We start from the raw sequence: 14,458 nt of genomic DNA on the forward strand, positions 1-14,458 counted from the left end.
GGTGTTGCCGCTTCATTGCAGAATTCTCGCCGCCGGGACAAGCGAAAGCATGTTGCGCAGCAGTTCGGGTGAAAGATTTTCGTTCACGGCGTGCCGCGACTGGACGGTGAGGGCGGCTGCCGCCGTGCCATGGCGAACCGCCTCTTCCAGCGGCAGGCCGAGCATGAGGGCCGAGAGCGTGCCGGCTGCCAGCGAATCTCCAGCCCCCGTGACATCGGCCACTGTCTCCGAAATCGGCGGCTGCAGGACGAGCGCACGGCCATCCTTGAAGGCGACAAGCTCGCGCTTGCCACGGGTGACGACCGCACCGGTGACGCCGATGTCAGCGAGCAGGGACGGCCATGCGTCGGCATCTTCCGGCCGCTGACCGATGAGCGCCGCAGCCTCGGCCTCGTTGAGAAAAAGGTAGTCGATGTCTTCGAGGCAGGGCAGGAGGCGCACCACCTTGGCCGGCGAAATGGCAATAGCCGCCACCGGCTTGCCGAGCGCCTTTGCCCTTGCGACGATCGCGGCCGCCGTTTCCTCCGGCAGGTTGGCGTCGAAGAGAATGAAATCGGTGGCGGCAAAGGCGTCGCGCACCCAGCGGATCGACAGCCGCCGCGGCACGAAGAAGCGGTAAAGCTCCATGTCCGCCAGCGCGATGACCAGATTGCCGTCCTTCTCGATGATCGCCGTGTAGCTCGGCGTCTTGCGATCGAGGAAGACGAAGGGGCGGTCGTCTATACCCGCAAAGTCGGCCGCTTCGCTCACCATCTCGCCGATCGGGTCACCACCGCGCGGCGAAATCATCGTCACGTCGAAGCCGAGGCGCGCCAGATTGCGGGCCGCATTGAAGCCGCCGCCGCCCGGTTCCTCGAACCATGTGCCTGGATTGCTGGCGCCTGGCGCCGTCTCGCCGGCAATGCGGCCGCGGCGATCGATATGGGCGCCGCCGAGAACGAGAATCTTGCCGCTCATTTCTGCTGCTCCCAGACGAATCGAATAGCGGCAAGAACGCCGGCGTTCAGCGCAGGCGGCACACTAAGGCGTTGCTTTGCATCGATAAAACAAAAATAGAACACAGGCCGTTTTACCTTTTTCTTTCAATTATTTGCAACCCTATTGCGAAATAAGAACAAATCAGGTACAAACTTCGCATCAGCGGCGACATTGCTTGAGCAGCGTCAATAACCTAAAGGTGGATCGAATGTCTCAGAATTCATTGCGGCTCGTAGAGGACAAATCGGTGGACAAAAGCAAGGCGCTCGAAGCGGCACTCTCACAGATCGAGCGGTCGTTCGGCAAGGGCTCGATCATGAAACTCGGCTCGAACGAGAGTATCGTCGAGATCGAAACGGTTTCTACGGGTTCGCTCAGCCTCGATATCGCGCTCGGCATCGGCGGCCTGCCGAAGGGCCGTATCATCGAAATCTACGGTCCGGAAAGTTCTGGTAAAACGACGCTCGCGCTGCAGACCATTGCCGAAGCGCAGAAGAAGGGCGGCATCTGCGCCTTCGTCGACGCCGAACACGCTCTCGATCCTGTCTATGCCCGCAAGCTCGGCGTCGATCTGCAGAACCTCCTGATCTCCCAGCCCGACACCGGCGAGCAAGCGCTTGAAATCACCGATACGCTGGTGCGCTCCGGCGCCATTGACGTTCTCGTCGTCGACTCGGTCGCCGCGCTGACGCCGCGCGCCGAAATCGAAGGTGAAATGGGCGACAGCCTGCCGGGCCTGCAGGCCCGCCTGATGAGCCAGGCGCTGCGCAAGCTGACGGCTTCGATCTCCAAGTCGAACACGATGGTCATCTTCATCAACCAGATCCGTATGAAGATCGGCGTCATGTTCGGTTCGCCGGAAACGACGACGGGTGGTAACGCGCTCAAGTTCTATGCCTCCGTCCGCCTCGACATCCGCCGCATTGGCCAGGTCAAGGAGCGCGAAGAGGTGATCGGCAACCAGACGCGCGTCAAGGTCGTCAAGAACAAGATGGCGCCTCCCTTCAAGCAGGTCGAATTCGACATCATGTATGGCGAAGGTGTCTCCAAGACTGGCGAACTCATCGACCTCGGCGTCAAGGCCGGCATCGTCGAGAAGTCGGGCGCCTGGTTCTCCTATAACAGCCAGCGCCTCGGCCAGGGCCGCGAAAACGCCAAGATCTTCCTGCGTGACAATCCGGATCTCGCCCGCGAGATTGAGACGGGGCTGCGCCAGAACGCCGGCCTGATTGCCGACCGCTTCCTGCAGAACGGCGGCCCTGATGCCGGCGACGACGCAGGTGATGCCGGCGACATGTAATTCGCCCTGACCGCTGAGGCAATTCAGTACCGGCCGCGTTCTCTCACGAGAATGCGGCCGGTTTTGTTTGTTTGCTGGACAGTGGCAAGGTCGAACGATAAAAGCCGATGGATTTAATTTTACCTGCCTGCTGGCAGCATCGAAGGGCATGAAATGAGCGGTGTAAACGATATCCGGTCGACCTTCCTCGACTACTTCAAGAAGAACGGCCATGAGGTCGTTCCATCGAGCCCGCTCGTGCCGCGCAATGACCCGACGCTGATGTTCACCAATGCCGGCATGGTACAGTTCAAGAACGTTTTTACCGGCTTGGAAAAGCGTCCCTATTCGACGGCAACGACCTCGCAGAAGTGCGTGCGCGCCGGCGGCAAGCATAACGATCTGGACAATGTCGGCTATACTGCGCGCCACCTGACCTTCTTCGAAATGCTCGGCAACTTCTCCTTCGGCGATTATTTCAAGGAGAACGCCATCGAGCTTGCCTGGAAGCTGGTCACCGAAGGCTTCGACCTTCCGAAGAACCGCCTGCTGGTGACGGTCTATTCCGAGGACGAGGAAGCCGCGACGCTGTGGAAGAAGATTGCCGGTTTTTCCGACGACAAGATCATTCGCATCCCGACCTCTGACAATTTCTGGCAGATGGGCGATACCGGCCCCTGCGGCCCGTGCTCGGAAATCTTCATCGACCAGGGCGAGAATGTCTGGGGCGGCCCTCCCGGCTCGCCGGAAGAAGATGGCGACCGGTTCCTGGAATTCTGGAACCTCGTCTTCATGCAGTTCGAGCAGACCGAGCCCGGCGTTCGCAACCCGCTGCCGCGCCCGTCGATTGATACAGGCATGGGTCTGGAGCGCATGGCTGCCGTTCTGCAGGGCGTGCAGAGCGTGTTCGACACCGACCTCTTCCGCACGCTGATCGGCACCATCGAGGATACGATGGGTGCGAAGGCAGAGGGCAGCGCCAGCCACCGCGTCATTGCCGACCACCTGCGCTCCTCGGCTTTCCTGATCGCCGATGGCGTGCTGCCATCGAATGAAGGCCGCGGCTATGTGCTGCGCCGTATCATGCGCCGCGCCATGCGCCATGCGCAGCTCCTCGGCGCCAAGGAACCGCTGATGTACAAGCTGCTGCCGACGCTGGTGCAGGAGATGGGCCGCGCCTATCCGGAACTGGTGCGCGCCGAGGCGCTGATTTCCGAAACGCTGAAGCTCGAGGAAAACCGCTTCCGCAAGACGCTGGAGCGTGGCCTGTCCCTTCTGTCAGACGCGACCACCGACCTTTCCAAGGGCGACATGCTGGATGGCGAGACCGCCTTCAAGCTCTACGACACCTACGGCTTCCCACTCGACCTGACGCAGGATGCGCTGCGCGCCCGCGAAATCGGCGTCGATATCTCCGGCTTCACCGATGCCATGGAGCGCCAGAAGGCCGAGGCACGTTCGCACTGGGCCGGCTCCGGTGAGAAGGCCACGGAAACCGTCTGGTTCGAGCTCAAGGAAAAGCACGGCGCGACCGAATTTCTCGGCTACGACACCGAAACGGCTGAAGGCGTCGTCCAGGCGATCGTCAAGGACAGCGCCGTTGCCGACGAAGCCAAGGCCGGCGACAAGGTGCAGGTCGTCGTCAACCAGACGCCATTCTACGGCGAGTCCGGCGGCCAGCTGGGCGATACGGGCGTGATCTCGTCCGACCACGGCAAGATCGAGATTTCGGACACGCAGAAGAGGGGTGAAGGCCTGTTCGTGCATCTGGGTACGGTCATTGAAGGTGTGATCAAGGCCGGTGATGCGGTCGTGCTGACGGTCGATCATGCACGTCGCTTGCGCCTGCGCGCCAACCACTCGGCAACCCATCTTCTGCATGAGGCGCTGCGTGAAGTGCTCGGCACCCACGTCGCCCAGAAGGGTTCGCTGGTCGCTCCCGAGCGCCTGCGTTTCGACGTCTCGCATCCGAAGCCGATGACGGCGGAAGAACTCAAGGTCGTCGAAGAAATGGCAAACGAGATCATTCTGCAGAATGCGCCCGTGACGACCCGCTTGATGAGCGTCGATGATGCCATCGCGGAAGGCGCCATGGCGCTGTTCGGCGAGAAGTATGGCGATGAAGTGCGTGTTGTTTCGATGGGTACGGGTCTGCATGGTGCCAAGGCCAACAGGCCCTATTCGGTCGAGCTCTGTGGCGGCACGCATGTGTCGGCGACCGGCCAGATCGGGCTCGTGCGCATCCTCGGCGAAAGCGCCGTCGGTGCCGGCGTTCGCCGTATCGAAGCGGTGACCGGTGAATCGGCGCGCGAATATCTCGCCGAACAGGACGATCGCGTGAAGACGCTTGCCGCCTCGCTGAAGGTGCAGCCGTCGGAAGTGCTGTCGCGCGTCGAGGCACTGATGGACGAGCGCCGCAAGCTCGAAAAGGAACTGGCCGATGCCAAGCGCAAGCTCGCCATGGGCGGCGGGCAGGGCGGCTCTGCCGATGCTGTGCGCGACGTCGCCGGCGTCAAGTTCCTTGGCAAGGCTGTGGCCGGCGTTGATCCGAAGGATCTCAAGGGGCTTGCCGATGACGGCAAAGCCAGCATCGGCTCCGGCGTGGTGACGCTGATCGGCGTGTCCGAAGATGGCAAGGCAAGTGCTGTCGTTGCCGTGACGCCCGATCTCGTGGATCGTTTCAGTGCGGTCGATCTGGTGCGCGTTGCCTCCGCAGCGCTCGGCGGCAAGGGTGGCGGCGGTCGTCCTGATATGGCGCAGGCCGGCGGCCCTGATGGAGCCAAGGCTGATGAGGCGCTTGAGGCTGTTGCAGCAGCGATTGCAGGCTGAATTTCTGACATGGATTGAAAGCAAAGGCGGGACATGTTCCCGCCTTTTGTTTTGGGCGAACGCCGCCTTTTACTCAACGTCATCCTCGTGCTTGTCCCGAGGATCTGCTGTGATCCGCTGTAGATCCTCGGGACAAGCACGAGGATGACGAAGAGCAGGCCGCTTGCGTTTCCCGGCAAGTCAGCAGGATTTGTCAAATCAGGCTATGGTTTGCTGCAGCCGATCGAATAGCACGAGGTTTGACATGGTGGGTGAAACGGCATGGGCGCTCTACGAGAACCGTCTGAGACGGGTCTCGGCCTATATCCACGATCATCTGGACGAGGATCTGGATATGGAGCGGCTGGCCGAAATCGCCTGCCTGTCGAGCTATCACTGGCACCGGATCTATCGGGCGATTTACGGCGAGACGCTGGCGGCAACCGTCAAGCGGCTGCGGCTGCATCGCGCGGCGGGCGATATCGTCCGCACGGAACTGGCGGTCGCCGAGATTGCGAAGCGATCAGGCTATCCCAATCTCCAGTCCTTCAACCGCATATTCAAATCGGTCTATGGAATGCCGCCGGCACGCTACCGGAAAGAGGGAAGCCACACGCAGTTCGAACCCTTAATCTCCGGAAAGGCGAAAGCCATGTTTGACGTAAGCCTGAAAACCATCCCGCCGCTCGAATTGGTCGGCGTTCCCCATACCGGCTCCTATATGGAGATCGGCAAGGCCTTCGAGACGCTGTTCGGTACGCTCTATGCCCGCGGGCTGGCAAAACCCGATATGCGAATGATCGGCGTCTATCTCGACGATCCCGATCTCGTGCAGCCCGAGAAGTTGCGCTCCGTCGCCTGTGTCGCGGTCGGCGAAGAGACGACCGCCAACGCACCGCTGGAGCGGCGCGTGGTGGAGGGCGGCGACTATGCCGTGCTGCATCACAAGGGGCCTTATGCCGATATGTACAAGGCCTACCAATGGCTCTACGCCCAGTGGCTGCCGGCATCCGGCCAGCAGATCCGGGATCGCGTCATGTTCGAGGAATATCTCAACAATCCGCGCGAGGTCGCGCCGACCGAGCTGCGGACGGATATCTACATGCCTCTAGCCTGATTAGCTCTTTTCTTTACGCAATTCCGGACGCAAAACCGCTGTACACTTTTGCTGGAATTGCTTTCAGGCGGCCTGCATGGCTTTCGCCGCCTCATCATCCAACGCCGTTGCCCGCTTGTAGGCATCGCGTTCGGCGAGGCGGCCAAAATAATCGACGAAGGCCTGGCGCTTTTCGATACTGCCGAAAGCGAGACCCCAGCCGATATGCGAGCCGACATAGACGTCAGCCGCCGTGAAGCGGCTTCCGGCAATATAGGGGGAGGCGGCCGAAACCGCCTTTTCCAGCGTGCCCATGACGTCACCGAAGGAGCCGCAGCCGGCCATGCGCAGCCGCTCCTGCGGGATTTCGAAGCCGAGCGCCTTCAGCGTGACAGAAGCTTCCAGCGGCCCGGCGGCGAAAAACATCCAGCGGTAATAATCGGCCCGCTCATCGGGCTGCGGGCCGAGCCTTGCCTGCGGAAACGTGTCCGCAAGATACGCACAGATTGCCGCGCATTCCGTCACGATCGTCTTCCCATGACGGATCGCCGGCACCTTGCCCATCGGGTTGACGGACAGATAGTCCGGGCCCTTCATCGTCCCGCCGAATGTCAGGATTTCGGTATGATATGGCACGCCGGTTTCTTCCAGCATCCACCGCGCTATCCGGCCGCGCGACATCGGGTTCGTGTAGAAGGTGATTTCCTCGGTCATCCTGCTCTCCTCTTTCCCATGCTCTTTTCGTAGCGCTGGCGCGGGAGATTTCAACCCTCGGAGAAGGGGGCGTCTTCACGGCCGCGCGAGGGATGACCTCTGTCGCCGGCGGCGCGTCAACTCCAGCAGTCCGGCCGGGAGGGCACCGCCAGCGCTGATTGTAGTGCTGGGTCTGGGTCTCAAGCAAAGCAAGATCAAGATAAAAAACAATCATATCCTGGCCCTCGCGTCGCGCGAGGAGCCTTACAAGCTGCAGAAATTCGGGGACAAAACTCTTCTTGGCCATCAGAACCTCCATGCTTAGAGCGCCGTGCGTCCATTTGGACGCACTAAGGACGCTCTAGTTTTTTAAATCTACGCATCAGGCTTTCCGAAAATCGATTCCGATTTTCGGGCCGATGCTGTAGCGAGTAGCTGAATAGGCCTTGCAACTTACGCGAAGCTTACTTTTTAAAGTAACTGCTAATTTAGAGACGGAAAGCAATTTCGCCTGACAACAAAAACCCGGCACAAAGGCCGGGTTTTTCGATTTCTATCTGAGCAGGGCTCAGACCATTGCGGCCTGCAGGTTCTGGTCGATCTTGTCGAGGAAAGCGGTGGTGGAGAGCCACGGCTGATCGGGGCCGATGAGCAGCGCCAGGTCCTTGGTCATGAAGCCGGCTTCGACGGTGTCGACGCAGACCTTTTCGAGCGTTGCAGCGAACTTGGCGAGTTCGGCATTGTCGTCGAGCTTGGCGCGGTGCGCGAGACCACGGGTCCAGGCGAAGATCGAAGCGATCGAGTTCGTCGAGGTTTCCTGGCCCTTCTGGTGCTGGCGATAGTGGCGGGTGACCGTGCCGTGCGCGGCTTCGGCTTCAACCGTCTTGCCATCGGGCGTCAAGAGAACCGAGGTCATCAGGCCGAGCGAGCCGAAGCCCTGGGCAACCGTGTCGGACTGGACGTCGCCGTCGTAGTTCTTGCAGGCCCAGACGTAGCCGCCGGACCACTTGAGAGCGGAAGCGACCATGTCGTCGATCAGGCGGTGTTCGTAGGTGATGCCGGCTTCCTTGAACTGATCCTTGAATTCGGTCTCGAAGACTTCTTCGAATATATCCTTGAAGCGGCCGTCATAGGCCTTGAGGATGGTGTTCTTGGTCGACAGGTAGACCGGCCACTTGCGCATCAGACCGTACATCATCGAGGCGCGGGCGAATTCGCGGATCGATTCATCGAGGTTGTACATGGCCATGGCAACGCCGGCGCCCGGCGCGTTGAAGACTTCCTTCTCGATGACGGTGCCATCTTCGCCGACGAACTTGATCGTCAGCTTGCCCTTGCCGGGGAACTTGAAATCGGTTGCGCGGTACTGGTCGCCGAAAGCGTGACGGCCGACGACGATCGGCTTCGTCCAGCCCGGAACGAGGCGGGGAACGTTGCGGCAAATGATCGGCTCGCGGAAGATGACGCCGCCGAGGATGTTGCGGATCGTGCCGTTCGGGCTCTTCCACATTTCCTTGAGGTTGAATTCCTTCACGCGGGCTTCGTCCGGGGTGATGGTCGCGCACTTGATGCCGACGCCGTACTTCTTGATGGCATTGGCGGCATCGACCGTTACCTGGTCGTTGGTGGCGTCGCGGTTTTCAACCGAAAGGTCGAAATAGTCGATGTCGAGGTCGAGATACGGATGGATCAGCTTGTCCTTGATGAGCTGCCAAATGATGCGAGTCATTTCATCGCCGTCGAGATCGGCGACGGGATTGGCGACCTTGATCTTCTTCATGTATCTGCCTCGTAAGCTTAGGAAGGGACTATGCCCCGGGTGGGTGATGTGGGTCCGGAGCGCTATAGCATTGTGAGCCGGGAACGCAAAGCAGAACGGGCAGGGACGTGACGTTTTTGCCGCCATTGCCAAGAGCGGGAAAATGGCTAACCTCCGCCACATAAGCCCCCGAGTCCCGGACATTTTGCCATGAAAAAGATCGCCGGCCTCATTGCCGCCTCGTCCGTCCTGACGGGCGTTTCGCTTGCGGCCGACGTGACCGCGCCGGTCAAGGAAATCATTGACGACACGAAGAAGAACTGGGCGAGCGATGTCAGTGACTGGATCGATATTTTCGAAGAAAGCAGGCTCGCGCGGCTCTACAGCAAGGACTTCGGCGACAAATACAAAGACGCCGCCAAGAATCCGGCGGCCGACGAGGATGGCATTTCGCCCTTCGACTATGACGTAATCGTCAACGGTCAGGATGCCTGCCCGCTGCAGGACCTCTCCATCGAAAGCGGCCAGCCGACAAATGGCACGACCGAGGTGACGGTGAAGTTCAAGGCTGCGACCTGCATGGAAGGCGCACCCAACAGAGACGCCTTCACGACCGTGCGTTTCGAGGTGATCGAGGAAGCGGGCAAACCCGTCATCGACGATATCATGATCCAGGGCGAAGAGGGGCAGGGGCCGATCTCGCTCAAGGAAGCCATGGTGCAAATCGCCAACGGCGAATGACCCTGATGAGGTCACCGATTGGCAACTCCGGCGAACGCCAGGGTGGCTGATGACACTTGGCAATCATCATGTTGGTGTGATTTGATTTTTGCTGGGGCGGCGGTATCTCGCTCTCGGGTTCGCCACATCCGGCGCGCATGAGGACTGGCAAGGGTGATTTCCGGCTTTGAGTTCCGAGACTGGCTGCTTGCCAATGACCCGGCGCTTTCGCGCTTGCGCATGGGCACGCGTGTCACGCTGTCGATCGTGCTCTCCTTCGCAATCCTGCTTTTGATCCACATGCTCATCGTTCCGCTGCCGATCGCGTCCTACGGTCTCGGCATCGTTCTGTCGATCGAAGGCGGGGTCGCGGTGCGCGACAAGGGCTCGACGCGCCAGCTCATCACAAGGCTGCTCGGCTGTCTTGCAAGCCTCGTCGTCGTCGGCATCGCAGCCGCGCTTGAATCGCAGCGCTACCTTTCGGACTTCATCTTCCTCGTGGTGATCTTCCTGGCCTCATCGGCGCGCATTTATGGCCCGCGTGGCTTTGCTATCGGCATGTTCGCCTTCACCTCCTATTTCATGGGCTCCTACTTCCACCCGACGATCGGGGAATTGCCTGTCGTCTTGATCGGCCCTGTTGTCTCGGCGCTTGTCAGCCATTGGGTGAGGGCGGTGCTTTTGCCCGACAATTGGCGGCGCGACCTGCTGCGCTCACTGGAGAGCGTGCGGGGCCGCATCAACCAGATCCTCTTCAAGCTTGCCGCCCTTGCAGCAGATGGAAAGGTCGATGAGGCCGACCGGCAGGAACTGCGCCAGCTGGAAGACCGGCTGAAGGAAGTGGTGCTGATGGCCGAGAGCTTCATTCCGCGTCCGCCGGGCAGCGTCTTCGATGGCGCTTCCGCACCGGCCGCGGAACTGGCGATCCGGCTGTTCGATGCGCATCTGGCGACGGAAAGCGCCATCGTGCTGAGCTATCAGAGTGCGCCGCCCTTTGCACTCGTCCATGCCGTGATCGAAGATGACAAGGCGGTGCTTTCGGCTGAGGAGAAGGCGGTCGCCGACATGGAGGGCCAGCCGCGGGGGGAGACAGCACGTGCGCTCCTCTGGCTTGCAGCTGCGCGCAGGCAGCTCGCAGAAACGATCGATGCCGGACGCAGGTCGGATTTCGCCGAGATCGCCTCGGTGGAAGAGTCCAGCGCACCTGCCGCAATCGATTTTTCGTTCAGAAACCCGCTGATGCGCTCGGCCCTGCAGATCACGCTAGCGGCGGCGATTGCCATGACGCTCGGGCTCGCCTTGTCGCGCGAGCGCTGGTTCTGGGCGGTGCTCGCCTCCTTCCTTGTCTTCACCAACACCAATTCGCGCGGTGACACTGCCATCAAGGCGCTGCAGCGATCGATCGGTACCTTGCTCGGAATTGCCTTCGGCCTGGTGCTCGCGACATTGCTGACCCATCATTTGGCGATCGCGCTATTGGTTTCGGTCGCCTGCGTTTTCCTTGCTTTCTACTTCCTGCAGATTTCCTATGCGACGATGACCTTCTTCATCTCGATCGTGCTCTGCCTAGTCTATGGCATGATGGGTGTCCTGACCTTCGATCTCCTGAAGCTGCGACTTGAGGAAACGGTCATCGGCGCGTTTGCGGGAACGCTGGTCGCCTTCCTCGTCCTGCCGGCGCGCACGCGCGGTGCGCTCGATACGGCGGTCGCCAAGTGGTTCGAGGCCCTGAAGGAGCTGCTATCGGCCGTATCGGACAAGAAGAGCCAGCCTGAACTCATCGCCATCTCTCAGAAGGTCGATGCCTGCTACCGCGACATTACGCTCGCCGCACGCCCCCTCGGCTCCACCTGGTCCATTGTCACCAGGCCGGGACAGATCCGCCAGACGCTGGCAATCTTCCTGTCGGTCACGTACTGGTCGCGCATTCTGGCACGAAACCACACGGTCGATGCCGTCGATGACGATTTGAAACGCAGGATCGCTGCCGATATCAGCATGCTGGACGCGGTTGCGCCGCGCGGCTCGGAGTGTTTTCTCATCACCCGAAAGCAGATGCGGCCGACCGGCCGGCACCTGCCGCTCTGGCGGGAGGGCGCTCGCCTGGCGGTGGAAATGATCGGCTCGACGCTGGAGCGGCTCTACCCAACGGAGACGCAGGACTTGCCGTTTGCAGCCGGCAAAGCTATTGCGCCCGTAAATCAGGAATAGGAAGACATATAGGCACATGGCGGGCACCAACAGCGAGCGTCAACTTCTGGCCGAAGGGCCGGTCATCATTCTGGTCGAGCCGCAGATGGGCGAGAATATCGGCATGGTGGCGCGCGCCATGGCGAATTTCGGCCTTGTGGATCTGCGCCTCGTCAACCCGCGTGACGGCTGGCCGAACGAGAAGGCGCAGGCCGCAGCCTCCAAGGCCGATCACGTGATCGAGGGCACCAAGGTGTACGACACGCTGGAAGAGGCGATTGCCGATCTCAACTTCGTCTATGCGACGACGGCGCGCAGCCGCGACAATTACAAGCCTGTGCGCTCTCCGGTCTTTGCCGCGTCAAACCTGCGCAGCCGGTTCCGGGCAGGCGAGGCCACCGGCATCCTGTTCGGCCGCGAACGCTGGGGTCTGACGAACGAGGAAGTGGCGCTTGCCGATGAGATCGTCACCTTCCCGGTCAATCCCGCCTTTGCCTCGCTGAACATCGCCCAGGCCGTGCTGTTGATGTCCTATGAGTGGATGAAATCGAGCCTGGAGGATCTGGAGGCGGTGCCGTTCCAGGCGCTCGAGCAGCGGCCTTCCACAAAGGAGCAGCTTTTCGGGCTGTTCGACCACCTGGAAGAGGCGTTGGATTCACGCAACTATTTCCATCCGCCCTCGAAAAAGCCGAAAATGGTCGACAACCTGCGCGCAGTTCTCTCCCGCCGAGCGTTCACGGAACAGGAAATCAGCGTGTTGCGCGGCGTCATCTCCTCCCTCGACCGCTTTTCGCGCGACAGTCCGCGCAAGGGCGGTTCCACTCGATCCGCCAAGGGTGCGCCCACCGATGACAGCGCCGACGAATGAGCTGAAACCCGTCCTCGTCTTCGATTCAGGCATAGGCGGGCTGACCGTGCTGCGCGAGGCACGCGTGCTGGTGCCAGAACGCGGCTTCATTTATATCGCGGACGATGCCGGCTTTCCCTATGGCGGCTGGGAAGAGCAGGCGCTGAAGGAGCGCATCATCAGCCTCTTCGCCAAGCTGCTCGAAGACTACGATCCGGAAGTCTGCATCATCGCCTGCAACACGGCCTTCACGCTGGTCGGTGCGGATCTGCGCGCCGCCTTTCCGCAGATGACCTTCGTCGGCACGGTGCCGGCGATCAAGCCTGCTGCCGAGCGCACGCGCTCCGGCCTCGTCTCGGTGCTTGCGACCCCTGGCACAGTCAAGCGCGCCTACACGCGCGATCTCATCCAGTCCTTTGCGCAGCAATGCCATGTGCGTCTCGTCGGTTCCGAAAACCTGGCCCGCATGGCGGAGGCCTATATCCGGGGTGAAGCCGTTTCCGATGAGGCAGTGACGGCCGAGATCGAGCAATGCTTCGTCGATAAGGACGGCCGCAAGACAGATATCGTGGTGCTTGCCTGCACGCATTATCCGTTCATGGCCAATCTATTCCGCAGGCTGGCGCCTTGGCCGGTGGACTGGCTGGACCCGGCGGAGGCCATTGCGCGGCGCGCCCGCACGCTGGTACCGCAGGTGGCGGACGCCGTTCACCCGGATAATTTCGACTTTGCCGTCTTTACATCAGGCAATCCCGATTTTGCGACCCGGCGGCTGATGCAGGGTTTCGGGCTGAGCGCCTGAGAAGGCACTACGCGCTTTATTTCACCTGTCTCATCGCGCAAGATCTCCGCGGGGAATCGCGAGCGGGTTTGGCGCTCAAGATGTAAAGGGATGCGCCGTGCCGCTGCAAAGACTTGTCATGCTGATTTTCTTTCTGCAACCGATAGCCTTTGGCGCCTGGCTGCCGCGCATTCCCGATATCCAGGCGAAGCTTGAACTCGGTACTGCCGATCTCGCCGTTGCCCTTCTGGGATTGCCGATCGGCACGCTGATCACGCTGCCGTTTGCCGGCCGCCTGGTCTCGCGCATCGGCGGGCGCATGGCGATCATCTATGGTTTCATCTTCTTTCTTGCCGTGGTTTCGCTGCCAGCCTTCGCGCCCAGCGCCGTGCTTCTATTCTTTGCCTTGATGATCGTCGGGGTCGCGCTCTCGACGGTGGAACTCGGCATGAATGTCGAGGCCGATGTGACGGAGAAGGCGACGGGGCTGATCATCATGAGCCGCTGCCATGGCTTCTGGAGCTTCGGCATCATGGCCGGCAGCCTGATCGGCGTTGGCGCCATCGCCATCGGGCTTTCGCCGCACTGGTCGATCCTGATCACGGCGCTCATCGTCCTGCCGGTCGCGCTGATTGCCAGCCTGAGCCTGCCGAAATTGCCTGAAAGTCAGCAAGAGGAGAATTCGCAGGCAAAGACCGGCTTCAAGCCGCCCAGTCTCGCCCTGCTCGGGATCTGCGCCTTTGTCTTCGGCGTGACGATGACCGAAGGTGCGATCGCCGATTGGTCTGCGGTCTACCTGCGCGATGTCATGAATGCCGAGGGCGCGCAAACCGGCCTTGGATATTCGGTTTTCGCTTTCATGGTTGCGGCCGGGCGTTTCAGCGGTGATTACATGAAAGGCCGTTTCGGCGCGGTTGCCATTGCCCGCGGCTGCGGCATCGCCTCGCTTGCCGGCATGCTCGTCGTTCTCTTGGCGCCGGCGACGCCGCTTGCCCTCATCGGCTTTGCCGCAGTCGGTGTCGGTGTCTCCGTCGGATTTCCGCTTGCGGTGACGGCCGTCGCTTCGCTGACTGACCGCCCGCCCGCGTCAAGCGTTGCGACACTTTCCTTCGCAGCCCTGAGCGGCTTTCTCATCGGGCCGCCGATTATCGGCTTTCTCGGCGAACTCCTGGGCTTGCGTGTGGGGCTTGCGGTCTTGCTGGTACCGCTTTTCGTCAGCCTGCTCTGCACCCGTTTGCTGATCCCGACGCAGAAGGAGATGGCGGGCGGCCTCGTCGAGCGCGAGGCGGTGTAAAAACCTATTTCCC

At 61.1% G+C, this 14,458-nt stretch carries 11 protein-coding genes; 8 read left to right on the forward strand and 3 right to left on the reverse strand.

Annotation, left to right across the window (positions count from 1 at the left end; genetic code table 11):
- Positions 1-12: 12 nt before the first annotated feature.
- Positions 13-957: a carbohydrate kinase family protein gene (locus ACR9ZQ_RS15165; protein WP_481428215.1), complete on the reverse strand. Its 945-nt coding sequence runs from the start codon at positions 955-957 to the stop codon at positions 13-15.
- Between the two features lie 229 nt (positions 958-1,186).
- On the opposite strand from ACR9ZQ_RS15165, the gene recA reads away from it, so the two are divergent.
- The 3 genes from recA (at position 1,187) to ACR9ZQ_RS15180 (ending at position 6,182) form a co-directional block, all read left to right on the forward strand.
- Positions 1,187-2,278 (forward strand): recombinase RecA, encoded by a 1,092-nt coding sequence (gene recA / locus ACR9ZQ_RS15170; protein ID WP_007826290.1) that lies wholly within the window; start codon positions 1,187-1,189, stop codon positions 2,276-2,278.
- Positions 2,279-2,431: 153 nt separating this feature from the next.
- Positions 2,432-5,086 (forward strand): alanine--tRNA ligase, encoded by a 2,655-nt coding sequence (gene alaS, locus ACR9ZQ_RS15175; RefSeq protein WP_310388283.1) that lies wholly within the window; start codon positions 2,432-2,434, stop codon positions 5,084-5,086.
- 244 nt (positions 5,087-5,330) lie between these two features.
- The gene (locus tag ACR9ZQ_RS15180) at positions 5,331-6,182 is read left to right on the forward strand and encodes an AraC family transcriptional regulator (protein WP_310388281.1); all 852 of its coding nucleotides are present in this window, start codon (positions 5,331-5,333) and stop codon (positions 6,180-6,182) included.
- Positions 6,183-6,245: 63 nt separating this feature from the next.
- Here ACR9ZQ_RS15180 and ACR9ZQ_RS15185 read toward each other — a convergent pair whose 3' ends face one another.
- On the reverse strand, positions 6,246-6,875 hold the full coding sequence (locus ACR9ZQ_RS15185; protein ID WP_113322769.1) for a glutathione S-transferase family protein: 630 nt from the start codon (positions 6,873-6,875) through the stop codon (positions 6,246-6,248).
- 547 nt (positions 6,876-7,422) lie between these two features.
- A complete protein-coding gene (locus tag ACR9ZQ_RS15190; protein ID WP_310388278.1) occupies positions 7,423-8,634 on the reverse strand; it encodes an NADP-dependent isocitrate dehydrogenase in 1,212 nt (403 codons plus the stop codon).
- 189 nt (positions 8,635-8,823) lie between these two features.
- On the opposite strand from ACR9ZQ_RS15190, the gene ACR9ZQ_RS15195 reads away from it, so the two are divergent.
- From ACR9ZQ_RS15195 to ACR9ZQ_RS15215, 5 genes are all read left to right on the forward strand, one after another.
- Positions 8,824-9,354 (forward strand): hypothetical protein, encoded by a 531-nt coding sequence (locus ACR9ZQ_RS15195; protein ID WP_481428216.1) that lies wholly within the window; start codon positions 8,824-8,826, stop codon positions 9,352-9,354.
- 153 nt (positions 9,355-9,507) lie between these two features.
- Positions 9,508-11,544 carry an FUSC family protein gene (locus ACR9ZQ_RS15200; protein WP_310388273.1) on the forward strand — a complete coding sequence of 679 codons (2,037 nt, stop codon included), beginning with the start codon at positions 9,508-9,510 and terminating at the stop codon, positions 11,542-11,544.
- A gap of 16 nt (positions 11,545-11,560) precedes the next feature.
- Positions 11,561-12,391, forward strand: coding sequence for an RNA methyltransferase (locus tag ACR9ZQ_RS15205; RefSeq protein WP_481428217.1), 831 nt, complete (start codon positions 11,561-11,563; stop codon positions 12,389-12,391).
- Positions 12,372-13,172 carry a glutamate racemase gene (gene murI / locus ACR9ZQ_RS15210; RefSeq protein ID WP_113325723.1) on the forward strand — a complete coding sequence of 267 codons (801 nt, stop codon included), beginning with the start codon at positions 12,372-12,374 and terminating at the stop codon, positions 13,170-13,172. Before ACR9ZQ_RS15205 ends, murI begins: the two co-directional genes overlap by 20 nt.
- Before the next feature lie 97 nt (positions 13,173-13,269).
- Positions 13,270-14,445 carry an MFS transporter gene (locus tag ACR9ZQ_RS15215; RefSeq protein WP_481428218.1) on the forward strand — a complete coding sequence of 392 codons (1,176 nt, stop codon included), beginning with the start codon at positions 13,270-13,272 and terminating at the stop codon, positions 14,443-14,445.
- Positions 14,446-14,458 lie beyond the last annotated feature (13 nt).

The organism is Rhizobium sp. KNZ14-9A, from assembly GCF_056755015.1.

What these genes read in the sequence shown, in the direction of transcription:
- ACR9ZQ_RS15195 (WP_481428216.1), top strand. Translation starts at nt 8,824, where the DNA reads ATGAAAAAGATCGCCGGCCTCATTGCCGCCTCGTCCGTCCTGACGGGC.
- ACR9ZQ_RS15185 (WP_113322769.1), bottom strand. Translation starts at nt 6,875, where the DNA reads ATGACCGAGGAAATCACCTTCTACACGAACCCGATGTCGCGCGGCCGG.
- ACR9ZQ_RS15205 (WP_481428217.1), top strand. Translation starts at nt 11,561, where the DNA reads ATGGCGGGCACCAACAGCGAGCGTCAACTTCTGGCCGAAGGGCCGGTC.
- ACR9ZQ_RS15180 (WP_310388281.1), top strand. Translation starts at nt 5,331, where the DNA reads ATGGTGGGTGAAACGGCATGGGCGCTCTACGAGAACCGTCTGAGACGG.
- ACR9ZQ_RS15190 (WP_310388278.1), bottom strand. Translation starts at nt 8,634, where the DNA reads ATGAAGAAGATCAAGGTCGCCAATCCCGTCGCCGATCTCGACGGCGAT.
- recA (WP_007826290.1), top strand. Translation starts at nt 1,187, where the DNA reads ATGTCTCAGAATTCATTGCGGCTCGTAGAGGACAAATCGGTGGACAAA.
- murI (WP_113325723.1), top strand. Translation starts at nt 12,372, where the DNA reads ATGACAGCGCCGACGAATGAGCTGAAACCCGTCCTCGTCTTCGATTCA.
- alaS (WP_310388283.1), top strand. Translation starts at nt 2,432, where the DNA reads ATGAGCGGTGTAAACGATATCCGGTCGACCTTCCTCGACTACTTCAAG.
- ACR9ZQ_RS15165 (WP_481428215.1), bottom strand. Translation starts at nt 957, where the DNA reads ATGAGCGGCAAGATTCTCGTTCTCGGCGGCGCCCATATCGATCGCCGC.